15 protein-coding genes and 1 pseudogene are annotated in these 16,251 nt (G+C 74.4%); 11 read left to right on the forward strand and 5 right to left on the reverse strand.

The window, feature by feature from the left end; genetic code table 11:
* Positions 1–20: 20 nt before the first annotated feature.
* The 3 genes from ABTY56_RS10275 to hemQ are packed head-to-tail and all read left to right on the forward strand — an operon-like array spanning position 21 to position 2,798.
* Positions 21–611, forward strand: a complete 591-nt coding sequence (locus ABTY56_RS10275) for a Uma2 family endonuclease (protein WP_350628081.1) — start codon at positions 21–23, stop codon at positions 609–611.
* Between the two features lie 34 nt (positions 612–645).
* Entirely contained in the window at positions 646–2,076 is a 1,431-nt protein-coding gene (gene hemG / locus ABTY56_RS10280) for a protoporphyrinogen oxidase (protein WP_350628083.1), read from the forward strand.
* Complete coding sequence (gene hemQ / locus ABTY56_RS10285; RefSeq protein WP_350628085.1) at positions 2,073–2,798, forward strand: hydrogen peroxide-dependent heme synthase; 726 nt, start codon at positions 2,073–2,075, stop codon at positions 2,796–2,798. The genes hemG and hemQ overlap by 4 nt, the downstream gene beginning before the upstream one ends.
* Before the next feature lie 114 nt (positions 2,799–2,912).
* On the opposite strand, the gene ABTY56_RS10290 is transcribed toward hemQ, so the two are convergent.
* From ABTY56_RS10290 to ABTY56_RS10300, 3 genes and pseudogenes are all read right to left on the reverse strand, one after another.
* Positions 2,913–3,695 carry a TIGR04222 domain-containing membrane protein gene (locus ABTY56_RS10290; protein WP_350628087.1) on the reverse strand — a complete coding sequence of 261 codons (783 nt, stop codon included), beginning with the start codon at positions 3,693–3,695 and terminating at the stop codon, positions 2,913–2,915.
* Between the two features lie 95 nt (positions 3,696–3,790).
* Positions 3,791–4,873 (reverse strand): TIGR04222 domain-containing membrane protein, encoded by a 1,083-nt coding sequence (locus ABTY56_RS10295; protein WP_350628089.1) that lies wholly within the window; start codon positions 4,871–4,873, stop codon positions 3,791–3,793.
* Positions 4,874–4,903: 30 nt separating this feature from the next.
* Positions 4,904–6,213, reverse strand: a pseudogene (locus tag ABTY56_RS10300) (MbnB/TglH/ChrH family RiPP precursor modification enzyme).
* A gap of 268 nt (positions 6,214–6,481) precedes the next feature.
* Here ABTY56_RS10300 and ABTY56_RS10305 point away from each other — a divergent pair.
* From ABTY56_RS10305 to ABTY56_RS10340, 8 genes are all read left to right on the forward strand, one after another.
* Positions 6,482–7,402 (forward strand): GNAT family N-acetyltransferase, encoded by a 921-nt coding sequence (locus ABTY56_RS10305; protein ID WP_350628090.1) that lies wholly within the window; start codon positions 6,482–6,484, stop codon positions 7,400–7,402.
* Positions 7,403–7,517: 115 nt separating this feature from the next.
* Complete coding sequence (locus ABTY56_RS10310; protein WP_350628092.1) at positions 7,518–8,321, forward strand: hypothetical protein; 804 nt, start codon at positions 7,518–7,520, stop codon at positions 8,319–8,321.
* A gap of 121 nt (positions 8,322–8,442) precedes the next feature.
* The gene (locus ABTY56_RS10315; RefSeq protein ID WP_350628094.1) at positions 8,443–9,456 is read left to right on the forward strand and encodes an MBL fold metallo-hydrolase; all 1,014 of its coding nucleotides are present in this window, start codon (positions 8,443–8,445) and stop codon (positions 9,454–9,456) included.
* A 161-nt stretch (positions 9,457–9,617) separates the two neighbouring features.
* Complete coding sequence (locus ABTY56_RS10320; RefSeq protein WP_350628095.1) at positions 9,618–11,549, forward strand: ATP-binding protein; 1,932 nt, start codon at positions 9,618–9,620, stop codon at positions 11,547–11,549.
* Complete coding sequence (locus ABTY56_RS10325; protein ID WP_350628096.1) at positions 11,546–11,977, forward strand: roadblock/LC7 domain-containing protein; 432 nt, start codon at positions 11,546–11,548, stop codon at positions 11,975–11,977. The genes ABTY56_RS10320 and ABTY56_RS10325 overlap by 4 nt, the downstream gene beginning before the upstream one ends.
* The gene (locus ABTY56_RS10330) at positions 11,974–12,327 is read left to right on the forward strand and encodes a DUF742 domain-containing protein (protein ID WP_350521410.1); all 354 of its coding nucleotides are present in this window, start codon (positions 11,974–11,976) and stop codon (positions 12,325–12,327) included. Before ABTY56_RS10325 ends, ABTY56_RS10330 begins: the two co-directional genes overlap by 4 nt.
* Positions 12,328–12,478: 151 nt before the next feature.
* A complete protein-coding gene (locus tag ABTY56_RS10335; RefSeq protein WP_350628121.1) occupies positions 12,479–13,039 on the forward strand; it encodes a GTP-binding protein in 561 nt (186 codons plus the stop codon).
* Positions 13,036–14,229, forward strand: coding sequence for a cytochrome P450 (locus ABTY56_RS10340; protein ID WP_350628097.1), 1,194 nt, complete (start codon positions 13,036–13,038; stop codon positions 14,227–14,229). The genes ABTY56_RS10335 and ABTY56_RS10340 overlap by 4 nt, the downstream gene beginning before the upstream one ends.
* 109 nt (positions 14,230–14,338) lie before the next feature.
* On the opposite strand, the gene msrB is transcribed toward ABTY56_RS10340, so the two are convergent.
* Together msrB and murC are read right to left on the reverse strand one after the other, a co-directional pair.
* Positions 14,339–14,743 carry a peptide-methionine (R)-S-oxide reductase MsrB gene (gene msrB / locus ABTY56_RS10345; RefSeq protein ID WP_350628099.1) on the reverse strand — a complete coding sequence of 135 codons (405 nt, stop codon included), beginning with the start codon at positions 14,741–14,743 and terminating at the stop codon, positions 14,339–14,341.
* Between the two features lie 39 nt (positions 14,744–14,782).
* Positions 14,783–16,171 carry a UDP-N-acetylmuramate--L-alanine ligase gene (murC, locus tag ABTY56_RS10350; protein ID WP_350628122.1) on the reverse strand — a complete coding sequence of 463 codons (1,389 nt, stop codon included), beginning with the start codon at positions 16,169–16,171 and terminating at the stop codon, positions 14,783–14,785.
* Between the last annotated feature and the right edge of the window lie 80 nt (positions 16,172–16,251).

Consider the following 16,251-nt stretch of genomic DNA (forward strand, 5'->3'; position numbering starts at 1 on the left):
GATCTCGCTACCGTAGAGGCATGAGCGAGCTGCCGGACTGGATGTACGCGCCCAGAGCCGAGGGTTGGTTTGCCGACGACCTCGACCACCTGCCGCAGGCACCGCGGCACACCGAACTGATCGATGGAGCGCTGGTCTTCATGATGTCCCCGCAGCGCTGGTGGCACGGTGATGTCGTGACGGACCTCGTGTACACACTGCGGCGTCAGCTGCCGGAGGGCCACAGGGTCGGACGGGAGATGACGATCAAGCTCGACAAGCGGAACCGGCCCGAGCCCGATGTCCTCGTCGTCAAGGCCGCATTCGACCCCGACCGCACCCAGTTCGCTCCCGATGAGGTGGCGCTCGTCATCGAGGTCGTCTCGTCGGAGTCAGCCGACCGCGACCGCACTGTCAAGGTCCGCAAGTACGCCGAGGCGGCCATCCCGCACTACTGGATCGTCGAGGACGAGGCCGGGCGGCCGGTCGTGCACGTCTACGAGTTGGACGGGGCGACGAGCGCCTACGCGCCGGCTGGGATCTTCCGGGGTGCGCTCGAACGTCCGGTGCCGTTCCCGGTCGTGATCGACCTGGACGCACTGGTGCCGGGCAACGGGCGTGCAGCGGATTGAGGCGTCCGTGTAAAGACCTGCGAGACTGCGGAGCATGTCGGATGCACGGGTCGTCGTCGTCGGTGGTGGGATCGCGGGGCTGGCCGCGGCCGCCTTTCTGAGCGGGGCGGCCGGGGGTGCGCCGCGGGCCCGGGTGACGCTGCTGGAGGCGTCCGGGCGGGTCGGCGGGAAGCTGTGGGGCGGCGAGGTCGGCGGGGTCCGGGTGGACCTCGGGGCGGAGTCGGTGCTGGCGCGGCGGCCGGAGGCGGTGGAGCTGGCCCGGGCGGTCGGCCTGGGGGAGCAGCTGGAGCCGCCGACCACCGCCAAGGCGGCGATCTGGACCCGCGGCGCGCTGCGGCCGCTGCCGGGCGGACAGGTGATGGGAGTGCCGGGCGACCTGGAGGCGCTGGCGGCCTCCGGGGTGCTCACCGCCGAAGGGCTGGAGCGGGCCCGGCACGAGCAGCCCACCGAGGTGGGGGAGGACGTCGCGATCGGCCGCTACGTGGCCGACCGGCTGGGCCGGGAGGTGGTGGACCGGCTGGTCGAGCCGCTGCTGGGCGGCGTCTACGCCGGGCGCGCGGACGAGATCTCGTTGCGTGCCGCGGTACCGCAGCTGCTGGGGATCGCCCGGGGCGGCGGTTCGCTGGTCGAGGGGGTGCGCGAGCTGGCCTCCCGGCCGACGGTGGTCGGCACCCCGGTGTTCAACGGTCTGCGCGGCGGCCTCGGCACCCTGCCGGAGGCGGTCGCCGCGGCCTGTGCCGAGGCGGGCGTGGACCTGCGCACGGAAGCCCCGGTGGACGAGCTGCGCCGCGCCCCCGACGGGTGGCAGGTGCGGACCGGCGGCGAGGTGCTGCACGCGGACGCCGTGGTGCTGGCCGTCCCGGCCCCGGCCGCGGCCCGGCTGCTGCGCGCGGACGCCCCGGCGGCCGCCGCCGAGCTGGACTCCGTCGAGTACGCGGGCATGGCGCTGGTGACACTGGCGTTCCGCCGCTCCGACCTGGCCGAACTCCCCGGCGGCAGCGGGTTCCTGGTGCCGCCGGTGGACGGTCGGCGGATCAAGGCGTCGACCTTCTCCTCCAACAAGTGGGGCTGGCTGGAGCGCTCCGCGCCGGACGCGTTCCTGCTGCGCACCTCGCTGGGCCGGCACCGCGAGGAGGAGGCGCTGGGCCTGCCGGACGAGGAGCTGGTGGCCCGCTCCCTGGCGGACCTGGGGGAGGCGATCGGCCTGACCGCCCGGCCGTACGACACCTTCGTCTCGCGCTTCGAGGCCGGTCTGCCGCAGTACCCGGTGGGCCACCCGGAGAAGGTGGCCAGGGTCCGGGCGGCGGCCGAGCGGGTGGGCGGGCTGGCGCTGTGCGGCGCCGCGTACGACGGGGTGGGCATTCCGGCGTGCATCGGCTCGGCGGCCGCTGCGGTGGCCGCCATCGACAAACTGTTGACCCCGGCGACCGGGGAAGGTTCCACGGAGAGGACAATGGGCGCATGACTGAGAGCGTTGAGCGGGAGCCGGAGCAGCGACCCGAGAAGAAGAAGGCGCGCGACCTGAACCAGGTCATCCGCTACACCATGTGGTCGGTGTTCAAGCTCAGGGACGCCCTGCCCGAGGACCGTGCCGCCCTGGCCGCCGAGGTGGACGAGCTGTTCGAGCAGCTGGCCGCGAAGGACGTGACCGTGCGCGGCACGTACGACGTCTCCGGTCTGCGCGCGGACGCCGACATCATGGTCTGGTGGCACGCCGGTGACTCGGACGACCTGCAGGAGGCGTACAACCGCTTCCGCCGTACCGGCCTGGGCCGTCGGCTGGAGCCGGTCTGGTCGAACATGGCGCTGCACCGCCCGGCCGAGTTCAACAAGTCGCACATCCCGGCCTTCCTCGCCGACGAGCGCGCGCGCGACTACGTCTGCGTGTACCCGTTCGTGCGCTCCTACGAGTGGTACCTGCTGCCGGACGAGGAGCGGCGCGCGATGCTCGCCGAGCACGGCAAGATGGCGCGCGGCTACCCGGACGTGCGGGCCAACACGGTGGCCTCGTTCGCGCTCGGCGACTACGAGTGGCTGCTGGCCTTCGAGGCGGACGAGCTGCACCGGATCGTGGACCTGATGCGCGACCTGCGCCCGTCCCGGGCCCGGCTGCACGTCCGCGAGGAGGTGCCGTTCTTCACCGGCCGCCGCAAGCCGGTCAGCGAGCTGCTGGGCGGCCTGGCCTGAGCCGCCCGCGCTCCGTCCGGAGGCCGGCTCCCCCTGGTGCGGGGAGCCGGCCTCCGGCCGTTCCGGCGGGGTGGTGCGCGGTCGTGCAGGTTCGGTTTCGGGCCCGATGCCGCCTCAGGTGCGGTGCGGGCGCAGGGCGGCGCGGAGGCGGGCGTCGGGGAGGACGGCCGGGCCGTTCATGGCGACGGCGGTGAGCAGTTCGCGCTCCTCGTCGTCGGCGAGGCCGCGCTGGCGGGCCGGGCGGACCTCCCGCAGCACCTCCTGGCCGATCGGGGAGGCCCAGCGGGTGTAGGGGTAGACGTCCACCCGGGCCATCAGCAGGGTGCCCGAGGTGAGCACCAGCGGCAGCGAGAACCAGGCGAGCGGGGAGACGGTGTCGCCGCCGGTGAAGCCGCTGACGGCCAGCGAGGCGGCCAGCAGGACCAGCGTGAGCAGCAGTGCGTGCCGGACCTGCCGGACCACCACGACGGTGCTGCGCTGCACCACGGCCGGGGTGGCCAACCCGGCCAGCGCGAGCCGGGCGCCTATCTCCAGCACCGTGGGGTGTTCGGCCATCGCCCGGCGCAGCTCGTCGGTGCGGCACTGGCCCTCCGGCCCGACGGTGGCGATGATCGCCCGCTCCAGGCGACTGCGGCCCCTGGGCTCGACCACGGTGGTCCAGCCGGTGTGCGCCAGGTGCAGCCGGCCCCGGCCGGCCATCAGGACGAGGGCCAGTTCGACCACCCGGTCCGGGCCGCCGGCCAGGTAGGCGGTCTCGTACAGCCCGATGCCGACGGCTTCCGGTGGCCGCAGCCCGTCCTGTTCGGCCAGGGCGTCGGCGGTGGCGGTCATCCGGACCAGCCGGAGGCAGGACAGGACCGCCGCGACACAGGCCGGTATGAGGAAGAGCAACCACATGGGCTTGTTCTATGCCTGGCCCGATGGCGCGGGGAACGTCTTCCCGGTCCGCGATACCGAACTGTGACGTCGGTCGTGGGACGAACCGAGGCCGGTCAGGAGCCGCAGCCGCCGCCCCCGCCGCAGCTCGACGACGAGGAACCGCAGCTGGAGGAGGAGCCGCAACTGCTGGAGGAGGAGCCGCAGCTGGAGGAGGAGCCACAACTGCTGGAGGAGGAGCCGCAGCTGGAGGAGGACGAGCCGCAGCCGGAGGACCCGGAGCCGGAGGAGCCGCACCAGGAGGCGGGGCCGCCGGACGAGCACGAGGACGACGAAGCGGACGAAGACGAGGAGGAGGACGAGGAGCCGGAGAACCAGGACGAGCTCGTGGCAGCCTGATGCATCGCTTCCTCCTCCTCGGCCGTCGCGACGAGCATCGCGGCCTCCAGCTCGTCGTTCTCCAGCCCGGCGGCGGCCAGCCCGCCGAGTGCGAGCGCGCCCAGCAGCGCGCCGCCCGCCAGCATGGGCGGCACCCCTGAAGCGGGCGTCCACGGCGAGCCGCCCATCAGGGTCAGCTGGCGCGTCCCGGCCGGGGTGATCCGGGCCTTGATCGGCAACGTGGCGAGCAGCGTGACGGCGCCCGCGAACAGCAGGAGGCCCGGGATCAACAGGTTGGGGCGGTCGTGGCCGAGGGCGCCGTCGTCGATCAGCTCGGAGGCGACGGCGAAGGCCACGACGACGAGCATCGCGAGCCAGAGGAGCCGGCGGGCGGTCCGCGCCCGCAGCAGCCGCTCGGGGCGGCGCAGCAGGCCGCGGTCGGCGAGCCGGCCACCGATCTCCTGGACGGCGGCCGAGCGCATCACCATCCGGCGCAGCGGGGCGATCTCCCGGCTGCCGGTGCGGCCGACGGCCTCGTGGATCGCCTGGTCGACGGCGTCGTACGGCTTGCCGCCGGTGAGCGTGACCAGGCCGGAGCGGCTGATCACGACCTGCTCGGCCAGGTGCATCCGGACCAGCGCGGTGTCGAACACCCGGCCCGGCCCGCCGGACAGGAACGCGGTGTCGAGCAGCGGCAGGCCGCGGCCGGGCAGGCCCTTGGCGTACGGGACGCGGCCGATGTGCTGCCGGGTCCGGGCGGCGTACAGGGCGGCGGCCGCCAGCAGGACGGCCGGGACGATGAAGTAGCTGTTGTGCCACATGGGCGGTTCCCCCGGGATGACGATGGGACGCTAGCCGCGCAGGGCCCGGCGCAGGCGGGCGAGCGGGCCGGGCGGCCGGACGGGTGCCGGGTGGAGCCACTGCTCCAGGGCCCGGCGGTGGTCGGCGGCGGTCGGGCCGCCGTCGGTGAGCACCCACTGGGCGAAGGCCCGGGCGTCGGCGCGGTAGCCGCCGGTCTGCGGGTGGGTGCGGGCGTAGTCGAGGAAGAGCGGCCCGTACCGTTCGCCGAGCAGGCGGGGCAGGTCCGGGGCCACCTTGGCGGTGGTGTCGCGCCGCTTGGCGGCGAGGCCGGTGGACTGGGCGCGGACCTGGACCGGGTCGAAGCCGGGCGGGACGGGCCCGCCGGCCACCAGGGCGGCCAGCAGCTCCTCCTGGCGCCGGGCCAGCCGCTCCCGGGCGCCGGCGGTGCCGGTGGCGTCCGGGGCTGCGGTCGGGCCGGTCGCCGCGGTCGGGTCGCTCGTCACCGGGTGCTCCCCTCCAGCACCCGGCGGATGGCGTCCAGTTCACCGGCCAGCTCACTGGGCGGCGGGAAGTTCGCGTCCCGCTCCAGCAGGACGCCGGGCGGTGCGACCCGCGCGCAGAGCTCGGCCAGCACCTCCAGCACCGGCTCGGTGACGGGGTGGGCGTGCGTGTCGTGCCAGGTCCCGTCGACCATGGTGCCGCCTGCGACGTGGACGTAGGCGAGCGCCTCCAGCGGGAGGCGGTCGAGTTCGGCGGCCGGGTCGACGCCGAGGTTGACCCGGTTGGTGTGCAGGTTGGCGACGTCGATCAGCAGCCGGACACCGGTGCGGTCGACCAGCTCGGCGAGGAACTGGCCTTCGGTGAACTCGTCGTCCGGCCAGGCGAGTTGGGCGGCGATGTTCTCCAGGGCGAGCGGCACCGGGAGCTGGTCCTGGGCGATCCGGACGTTCTCGGCGATCACCCGCAGCGAGTCGCGGGTGCGGGGGACGGGCAGCAGGTGGCCGGCCTCCAGGCCGCCGGCCCGGACGAAGGCCAGGTGCTCGGTGACCAGCGGCGATCCGAGCGCCAGCGCGGTGTCGGCGAGCCGGGCGAGGCGGCCGGGGTCGGGCAGCTCGGCGCCGCCGAGACCGAGGCCGACGCCGTGCGGGACGACGGTGACGCCGCGTTCGCGCAGCACCGTCAGCGAGTCGGGCAGGTGGCCGGCGCAGACGTTCTCGGCGACGACCTCGACCCAGTCCAGGCCGGGTTGGCGCTCGACCACGGTGTCGATCTCGCCGCGCCAGCCGAGGCCGACTCCCAGGCGGGTCGGGGCGGCGGGACCGGTGGCCCGTACGGGCACGTCCAGAGCAGGGGAAGTCATGGGTTCGCCCCCTTCGGAGGGCTGGGGTGGGAGGGCCGCCGGATGGTGCGGGCGTCGTCGCCAGGACTCCGCGGCCGTGTTGCTGAGGATGTCCCCGGCCGGGGTGGCTGCCAAGCCTCACCCGGTCTTCTCAGAGCATTATTTGAGCTTGCCGCCCCGGGGTGGGGGGCTCCGGTCCCCCGCCCGGGGCATTTCCGCAGCTGGGGTGCCCTGCCGGCGGCGAATAATCGGAGGCGGTGCGGGGGCGGCACGACTAACGTGGGAATCCATGACTTCTTTGACGATCCGTGAATTCCACTCCGACGACGCCACCGCGGTGGCGGCCGCCCACCGGGCCGGCCGCGAGCACCTGGTGCTGAGCGCCGAGGCCCTGCTCTGGCTGAACGGCCGACCGAATCCCGACGAGCACTTCCGCACCTTCGTCGCCGAGTGCGACGGCCGGGTGGTCGGCGCCGTGCGCTGTGCACGGGTGCTCGGCACGACGACCGGCGGCGTCGGGTACGCCAACGGCAGTGTGCTGCCGGAGTTCCGGCGCCGCGGCGCCGCCACCGCGCTGCTGGCCACGGCCGAACGGCACCTGGCCGAGCACGGGGTGACGGAGCTGCACACCTGGCTGGACGACGAGCCCGCCTCGCTGGCCTTCGGCGTCGCCCGGGGCTACGAGATCGGGCGCCCCGCGCAGTTCGGCGGACGGGACTTGGCGCTGCCGCTGCCGCAGGCGCCCGTACGGCCGGCCGGCGTCGAGCTGCGCCCGGCCACCGACTGGGCGGACGACCCGCGCCCGCTGTTCCTGGTCGAGGCGGACGCCATCCGGGACGAGCCCGGCGAGGTGCCGATGGACGCCCTGGAGTACGAGGAGTGGCTGCGGGGCGACTGGGCCCGGCCGGACCTGGACCTGGCGCTGACCGTGGTCGCCGTGGTGGACGGCGAGCCCGCCGCGTTCACCATGGCGCAGACCGACGGAGTGGACCGCTACTGGTCCGCGTTCACCGCCTGCCGCCGGGACTTCCGCGGGCGCGGCCTGAGCAAGCTGGCCAAGCTGGAGTCCCTGCGCCTGGCGGCCGCGGCGGGCTACCGGCACGCGTACACCTCCAACGACGAGACCAACGCGCCGATGCTCGCGGTCAACGCGTGGCTGGGGTACGAGCGCTGCGCGGGGGAGCGCAAGGGGATCAAGCGCCTGAAGTGACCCTCGGTACGGTGATCCTGACGCTCGGAATCGCCGCGAGGGGGTAATTCCGGCCACGGGCGGGGACTTAACCAGGGCGTACGGTTCGTGGTCGAGTCTTCCCCCGGGGGATGATATGGACATCCTGCTCCAGGTGCTGATCGCATCGGTTCCGGCCGTGATCGGCTTCCTCGCGGCCCGGTCCCTCGCCAGGACCAGACTGTTCCTGCGCTACGGCTTCCTACGGGCCATGCTGGCGCCGTACAGCCGGGTGCAGATCATCACGCCGAGCATCGAGGTCGCGGAGTTCGCCCTCACCGCGGACGGCTGCCAGCTGACCAGCCGCGGGCCGAAGAACGTGCTGTTCATGCCGATGGCCGAGGCGAGGGCGATAGCGGAACTCACCGACCTGCTGCGCAAGGTCAACCGGAAGGCGACGATCGAGCTGGTGGTGGCGGGCGCGCAGGACCCGCGGATGCCGACCTTCTCGATCGGCGGCCCGAGCGTCAACGCCTACTCCGGCGGCGTCCTGGACGCGGTGTTCCCGGACTTCGCGATCGAGTACCCGGAGGAGGCCCGCGCGCGCTGGGGCGGGATGACCTTCGAGGCGCTGTTCAACCCGGCCGGGGAGCTGATCCGCGACCACGGCTTCGTCTTCGTCACCCGCACGCCCCGGCACGCGCCCTGCGTCGTGCTCTGCGGGGTGTTCGCCTTCGGCTCCGCGATGGCGGTGGAGGCGCTGACGGCGGCGAGCCGGAACTCCCCGCTGGCGGCGCTCTTCCGCTCGGGGGAGAAAGGATTCGTCGCGGTGGAGGGCCGGGTGATCGGGCTGGACACCGTGGACGTCACGGTCGAGGTCTGTCGCGTCCTGCCCGCGCCCCGGTCGGACGTCCCGTCGGGCTTCCGGGGCGAGGTGTCCGTCAGTCGTCCCGATCAGTGAGACAATTGGTCTCGACCCTGCGGTGCGAATCCGGACAGCACGGGTGAGACCAGGCCATGAACTCCTGCTATTCGTACAGGTTTTGCCCCGCTCTTGACGCATCATGGGCATAATCGCGCACATGACGATCAACCGTGCGAACGTGAGCGCGATTGCCGAGGACCTGTACGTGTGGCTCCCCCCGAAGCGGGGCTGGGGCCTGGCCAACTGCGGACTGCTGGCCTCCGACACGACCGCGCTCTGGATCGACACGCCCTACGACCCCTCGATGGCCGGGGAGTTCCTCGCCGCGAGCCGCCGGCTGCTGCCGGCCGGGGTCGAGATCGACCGGGTGGTCGTCACCCACGCCAACGGCGACCACCTGTGGGGCGCCGGCGTGGTGCCGGACGCCGAGGTGATCGCCACCCGCGAGGCGCTGGAACACATCCACTGGGAGCCCACCCCGAAGCAGCAGCACGCCCTGGTCACCAACAGCGACCCGGACTCCCTGCTCGGCGGCTACCTCCGGGAGCACTTCGGGCGGTTCGACTGGTCCGCCACGGACCCGGTGCACCCGGACACCATCTTCACCGGCGAGCTGGAACTGCGGGTCGGGCGCTACCCCGTGCAGATCACCAGCCTGCCCGCCGCCCACACCGGCGGCGACCTGATCGTCCACCTCCCGCACCAGCGCGCGGTGTTCACCGGCGACGTCATCTTCTCCTCGACGCCCGAGCAGCCCGGCGACCACCCCTCGCACTGGGCGGGCCCGCTGGAGAACGTCATCGGCGCCTGCGAGCAGGCCCTGGCCACCGGCGCGGAGATCTTCGTCCCCGGCCACGGCCCGGTGCTCGACCGCGACGGCGTCCGGGAGCACATCGGCTACCTCGCGTACGTCCGCGAGCGCGCCCACACCCTGCACGCCGCCGGCATACCCGCGCTGGACGCCGCCCGGCGGGTGATCGCCGAGCAGCGCCACCCCGAACTCGGCCTGCCCGAGCGGCTGGTGCTCACCGTCGCCGCCGAGTACCGGCACCTGGACGGCTCGGCGGCGCCGGGCGCGCTGGACGCCATGGGGCAGGTCGCCCTGGTCGCCCGGGAGCTGGCCGAGGGCACCGCCGCCCGGATCCCGCGCCCGCGCACCAGCCGGAACTGACACCCGGATCCCGTCCCGCCCGGTTCCGAGCCCTGCCTGTTCCGATCCCTGCCCGGTTCCTTGTTCCGCCCGGTTCCTCGTTCCGCCCGGAACCGGGCCCGCCGGGGAAGCCGCCCCGCCCGCCTGCCCGGCCCGCCCCGCACGCACTCCCGAGGACTCCGATGACGCAGATCGCGCTGATCGCCCTGGCGCTGGTCGCCGCCGTGGCCACGGTGGTGCTCGCCCGCGGCCGGGCCGGGGCCGTCGCCCGCGCGGCGGCCGCCGAGACCGCGCTCACCCGGGGCGAGGAGCGCGCCCGCGTCGCCGAGGGCCGCCTCGCCCGCGCCGAGCAGCAGCTGCGCGAGGCCCAGGACACCGCCCGGCGCTCCACCGACGAGGCCCGGCGGGCGGAGGGCCGCACCCGCGTCGCCGAGGACGCCGTCCACGAGGCGCAGGACGCGGCCCGGGACGCCCAGGAGGCCGTCCGGGACGCCGTCCGGCAGGGCGCCGCCGCGACCACCCGCGCCGAGGAGGCCGACCGCCGACTCGCCGCCGCCGAGGCGCGCGCCGCCGCGCTGCTCGCCGAGATCGGCCACCTCGCCCAGGAGCGGGTCGCCGCCACCGCCGTACGGCTCAGCCACGCCAACGCCCCGCTGGTCGGCCCGCTGGACCCGCAGGCCGCCGGCCCGGAGGCCGTCCGGGCACTGCAGTCCGTGCTGGACGCCACCGCCGCAGCCCTCGCCGACGAGCGGGAACGGGTGGACGCCGCCGCCCGCGCCGCCATGCGCGGCGCCACCTCCCGGATCCAGACCCTGCTCTACCAGATCCAGAGCCTGGTCCAGCAGGTCCAGCACGACAACGACGACCCCCGGCTGCTGGAGGTCGACTTCCGCAACGAGGTCGCGCTGCGCCGGATCCAGACCGTCGCCGTGCTCTGCGAGGCCTGGCCGGGTCTGGCCCGCACCGACTCGCCGCTCGCCGAGGTCGTCGTCGGCGCCCTCTCCCGGGTGCCCGGCTACGCCCGGATCAAGGTCGCCAACCATCTGCGGGAGCACCGGCTCGCGGTGGTCGCCCGGGCCGCCGAGCCGATCGCCGTCACCATCGCCGAACTGCTCGCCAACGCCACCGCCTACTCCCACCCGGAGACCGACGTCCCGGTCACCGTCCAGCAGGGCGGCCGCGGCGCGCTGGTGATCATCGACGACAGCGGCATCGGCATGGACGAGGACCAGCTGCGCCGCGCCCGCCGACTGCTCGCCGGCCCGCCGGACCTCCTGCTCACCGAGCTCGGCAACCCGCCCAAGACCGGCTTCGCGGTGATCGGCAAGCTGGCCCGCCAGTACGGCTTCTCCTGCCACATCGAGCCATCGCCGTACGGCGGCATGCGGACCATCCTGCGCATCCCGTCCGGGCTGGTCACCGTCGTCGACGACGAGCAGCCGCTGTCGGTGCTCACCCCGCTGCCGCTGCGGGCCGGCGCCGGGCCCGCCCCCGCGCCCACCGTCGCCGCCGTCCCGCCGATGCGCGACGCCGACGAGCAGGACGGCCCCCAGCTCGCCGACCGCCACCACCAGCCCGGACCGCACCCGGCACCAGCCATCCGCGTGGTGCCCGCCGCGGGCGCGGACGGCCCGTCGGGGGAGGCGTCGGCCGTGGATGCCCGGGCTTCGCAGGCTCCCGAGGGCGCCGCGACAACCGGGGACGCCGCGAGATCCGGGGGCGCCCCGGCTTCCCGGGCTTCCGGCGACTCCCCGGCCGACGACGGCAGCGGCCTGCCCACCCGGCGTCGCCGCCGTCCGCTGGCCGCCGAGGAGGCCGGTGCGCCCGCCGGCACCGCGACCACAGGCCCCGCCGCCCCCGGTCGGTCCCCCGAGCGGGCCGCCGCCCGCTGGCAGGCGCTGCAGCAGGGCACCGACTCCGGCCGGGCCGCCGTGGCGCAGGCGGAACGCGAGAGTGCCGGACGCGAGAGTGCCGGACGCGACGCCGCCGAACGCACCGGCGGCGCGACCCAGGACAGCAAGACCACCGCCGGCACCCCCGGCGACACCACCGCCGCCCTCCCCACCGGTGACCACACCACCGGCCCGACGACATTAGAAGGAGCCGAGCAGTGAGCAGCTCGCCCAGCCCGACCGCCACCGACGAGATCTCGTGGGTGCTGACCCCGCTGCTGGAGCTGCCGGGGGTGCTGCACGCGGTCATCGCCACCGGGGACGGCCTGGTCGAAGGGGCCTCGGAGAGCCTGGGACGGGCCTCCGCCGAGCGGGTCGCCGCGATGACCGCCACCGTGTACGCCGCCGCCCGCGCCTTCACCGGCGCGTTCACCGACGCCGAGCGGCCGCGACTGGCCCAGACCGTGGTGGAGTCCGACCTCGGCTACGCCATCGTCGTCCCCGCCGGGGAGAACACCTCGCTCGCCGTGTTCACCACCCCGGACGCCCAACTCGGCAACGTGTCGTACCAGATGCAGGTGCAGGTCGCCGCCCTGGGCCGCGCGCTCGCGAGCCCGTGCCGGCGGCAGGACGACACCGCCCGGTCATGACCGCCGTCCCCCGCAGGCGGATGGTGCCCGCCTACCTGGCCACCGGCGGCCGCAGCCGCCCCGGCACCGAGGGCTTCGAGCGGCTGACCGTCCTGTTCGCCGACCGTGCCGAACCGCCGACCGGGCTCGAACCCGAACACCGCCGGCTCTGGGAACTGCTGTGCCCCGGCGCGCTGACCGTGGTGGAGGCCGCCGCGCACCTGCGCCTGCCGGTCAGCGCCACCGTCTTCCTCGCGGCCGATCTGGTCGAGGCGGGCTGCCTGCACGCCCGCGCACCGATCCCGCGCGCCCAGCAGACCGACCGCTCCATCGTCGAGAGGCTCCTCGTTGGACTCCGTGCGCTCCGGTGACCGGGCCGCCGACCCGGTCGGCCAGGCCGTCGGCCGGTCCGTCGACCCGCCGGTCGACCCGCCCGTCGGCCACCCCACCGGTCACTCCGACGACCGTCCCGTCGGGCCGCCGGAGCGGGTGGGCTACCTGCCCGACCGGGACCAGACGCTGATGAAGCTGGTGGTCGCCGGGCCCTTCGGCGTCGGCAAGACCACCCTCATCCGCACCCTCTCCGAGATCGCCACCCTGCACACCGAGGAGGCGATGACCGAGACCGGTCGGCCGGTGGACGACCTGGCCGGCCTGCCCGAGAAGACCACCACCACCGTCGCCGTGGACTTCGGCCGACTCACCCTGCCCGGCAACGTCGTGCTCTACATGTTCGGCACCCCCGGCCAGCGCCGCTTCTTCCCGCTCTGGCAGGACATCGCCCGCGGCGCCCTGGGCGCGCTGGTGCTCGCCGACACCCGCCGGCTGGCCGACTCCTTCGAGATCATGGACATGGTCGAGGAGCAGGGCCTGCCGTACGCCGTCGCCGTCAACTGCTTCCCGGACGCGCCGGTCCACTCGGTCGAGGTGCTCCGGGCCCACCTGGACCTGCACCCCGCCACCCCGCTGCTGCTCTGCGACGCCCGCGAACGCGAGGGAAGCCTGGACGCGCTGATCGCGCTGGCCGAGCACGTCCTCGACGCCCTGCCCACCGCCTCCACCGTCACCCAGGAGCGCCCGTGACCGTCGAGACCCGCCCGACCCCGATCCACGGCCCGGTCTTCGCCGCCGATCCGCAACTCGTCTACGAGCGGCTGCGCCGGCACGGCCCGGTCGCCCCGGTGGAGGTCGCGCCCGGCGTCGAGGCCCTGCTCGTCACCGACTACCAGGCCGCGCTGGACCTGCTGCGCGACAGCGACACCTTCTCCAAGGACTCCCGGGCCTGGCAGCGGACCGTCCCGCCGGACTCCCCGCTGCTGCCGGTGCTCGGCTACCGCCCGACCGCCCTGTTCAGCGACGGCGAGACGCACGCGCGCTACCGCGCGGTGATCACCGACGCCCTCGCACTGTTCGAACCGCACCGGCTCCAGCGCCAGGTCGCCGAGACCGCCCACCGGCTGATCGACCGCTTCGCCGCGGTCGGCCGCGCCGACCTGATCGCCGAGTATGCCCGCCAGGTGCCCGCCTCCGTGCTCACCACCTGGTTCGGCGTGCCCGAGGAGCAGCACGCCGAGGTGGTCGCCGCGATCACCGGGCTGATCGAGTCCACCGCGCAGGCCGGCGCCGCGTACGGGAAGCTCCTCGCGGTGGTCACCGCGATGGTCGCCGAACGCCGCGAACGCCCCCGGCACGACCTCGCCTCCTGGTTCGTCACCCACCCGCTCGGGCTGGACGACGACGAGGCGATCCGGCAGATCAGCCTGACCATGATCGCCGGGCACGAGCCGACCACCAACCTGATCGGCAACGCGGTGCTGCGCCTGCTCACCGACGCCCGCTACGCCGGCTCGCTGTTCGGCGGCGCGATGACCGCCCACCAGGCGATCGACGAGGTGCTCTGGCACGAGCCGCCGCTGGCCAACCTCTCCGCCCACTACCCGCGCTACGACATCGTGTTCCACGGCCGCGAGATCAAGGCCGGCACCCTCCTCCTGGTCTCCTACGCGGCCGCCAACTCCCAGGCCGCGCCGCCCACCGACGGCGGCGGGCTGCGCAGCGGCGAGAGCGCCCACCTGGCCTGGGCGGCCGGCCCGCACGCCTGCCCGGCCCGTGACCCCGCCCTGCTGATCGCGATCACCGCGATCGAGCAACTGGGCAGCCGCCTCAGCGACCTCGAACTGGCCACCCCTGCGGAGGAGTTGCTCTGGCGTCCGGGCCCGTTCCACCGGGCCCTGGTGCACCTCCCGGTCCGCTTCGAACCGGTCACCGGGTAGCGCCGGACGGCACGACGGCCCCACGGCACGGAGGCCCGGACGGCACGGAGGCCCGGACGGCACGGAGGCCCGGACACCGCAGGGTGTCCGGGCCTCCTCGCCGCGCGGCCTACTCGGCCGGTCGCAGCGTCAGCGAGATGCTGTTGATGCAGTACCGCTGGTCGGTCGGCGTGCCGTAGCCCTCGCCCTCGAAGACGTGCCCGAGGTGCCCGCCGCAGCGCGCGCACCGTACCTCGACCCGGCGCATGCCGAGCGAGGTGTCCTCGATGTACTGGACCCGGTCCTCCGCCAGCGGCGCGTAGTACGACGGCCAGCCGCAGTGGCTGTCGAACTTGGTCTCGGAGCTGAACAGCTCCGCGCCGCAGGCCCGGCAGCCGTAGACACCGACCGTCTTGGTGTCGGTGTACTCGCCGACGAACGGGCGCTCGGTGCCCGCCTCGCGGAGTACGTGGTACTCCTCGGGGCTGAGCTCGGCGCGCCACTCGGCCTCGGACTTCTCGATCTCGTAGCTCATCACGGCTCCCGGTCGCGGTGGACGTCGGACGGACGTGCGTCAGACGTTGGAAGCAACGTTCGCGAGGTGCTTGAGAATTTCGGGCCCGAGGTTGGTGACGTCGCCCGCGCCCATGGTGAGCAGCAGGTCGCCCGGGCGGGCGAGGCCGGCCAGCACGGCGGGGGCGGCGGCGAAGGAGTGCTCGGCGGTGACCTCGGCGCCGGCCCGGCGGGCGGCGTCGATGATGAGCTCGCTGGTCACGCCGGGGATCGGGTCCTCGCGGGCCGGGTAGATGTCCAGCACCACGGAGGCATCGGCCAGCGCCAGGGCCTGGCCCATCTCCTCGGCGAGCTGCTGGGTGCGGCTGAACAGGTGCGGCTGGAAGACCACCAGGACCCGGCCCTCGCCCTCCAGGCCCTCGCGGATCGCCTCCAGGTCGGCCGTCATCTCGGTCGGGTGGTGGGCGTAGGAGTCGATCACCTGGACGCCGGCGGCCTCGCCCTTGAGCTGCAGGCGGCGGCGCACGCCGGTGTAGGCGCCGATCGCCTTGGCCAGGTCGGCGGCCGGGACGCCCAGCGCGACGCTCGCGGCCAGCGCGGCGACGGCGTTGTGGGCGTAGTGGCGGCCGGGCACCGAGACGGTGAAGGTCAGCTCGGCGCCGTCCAGGACGACGGTGACCTCGCTGGTCATGCCGCGGGCGACCACCGAGAGCACCCGGACGTCGGCGTCCTCGGCGGAGCCGACGGTGACCACGTTAAGGCCCTCGCGGCCGGCCACCCGGGCGGTCAGCTCGCGGGCGCCGTCGTGGTCGGCGGAGACCACCAGGGTGCCGCCGGGGACGATCCGGCCGACGAAGGTCTCGAAGGACTCGTAGATCTCGTCGATCGAGGCGTAGTTGGCGTGGTGGTCCAGTTCCACGTTGAGCACGATCGCCACCTCGGGCGCGTACTTGTGGAAGCTGCGGTCGCTCTCGTCGGCCTCGGCGACGAAGATCTCGCCGGTGCCGTGGTGGGCGTTGGAGCCGGGCGCGTCGAGGTCGCCGCCGATCGCGTAGGACGGGTCGAGGCCCAGTTCGCCGAGGGCGACGGCGAGCATGCTGGTGGTGGTGGTCTTGCCGTGGGTGCCTGCCACCGCGAGCGCGCGGCGGCCGCCCATCAGCGCGGCCAGCGCGTCGGAGCGGTGCACCACCGGGATGCCGCGCTCGCGGGCGGCGGCCAGCTCCGGGTTGTCGGCGCGGATCGCGCTGGAGACGACCACGCTGCTGGTGCCGTCCGGCACGTGCTCGGCGGCGTGGCCGACGTGCACGGTGGCGCCGAGGGCGCGCAGCGCGAGGACGGTCTCGGACTCCTTGGAGTCGCTGCCGGAGACGCTGGCACCGCGCACTGCGAGGATCTTCGCCAGGCCGGACATCCCGGCGCCGCCGATGCCGATGAAGTGCGGGGCGTGCAGGTCGTGCGCGGCGTCGTTCAAGGCGTGGCTCCGTACGGGCGGGGGCAGACAGGTCGGGCGGACGGCTCGGCACCGGCCGG

The organism is Kitasatospora sp. NPDC097691 (assembly GCF_040302665.1).
Classification (GTDB): Bacteria; Actinomycetota; Actinomycetes; order Streptomycetales; family Streptomycetaceae; genus Kitasatospora.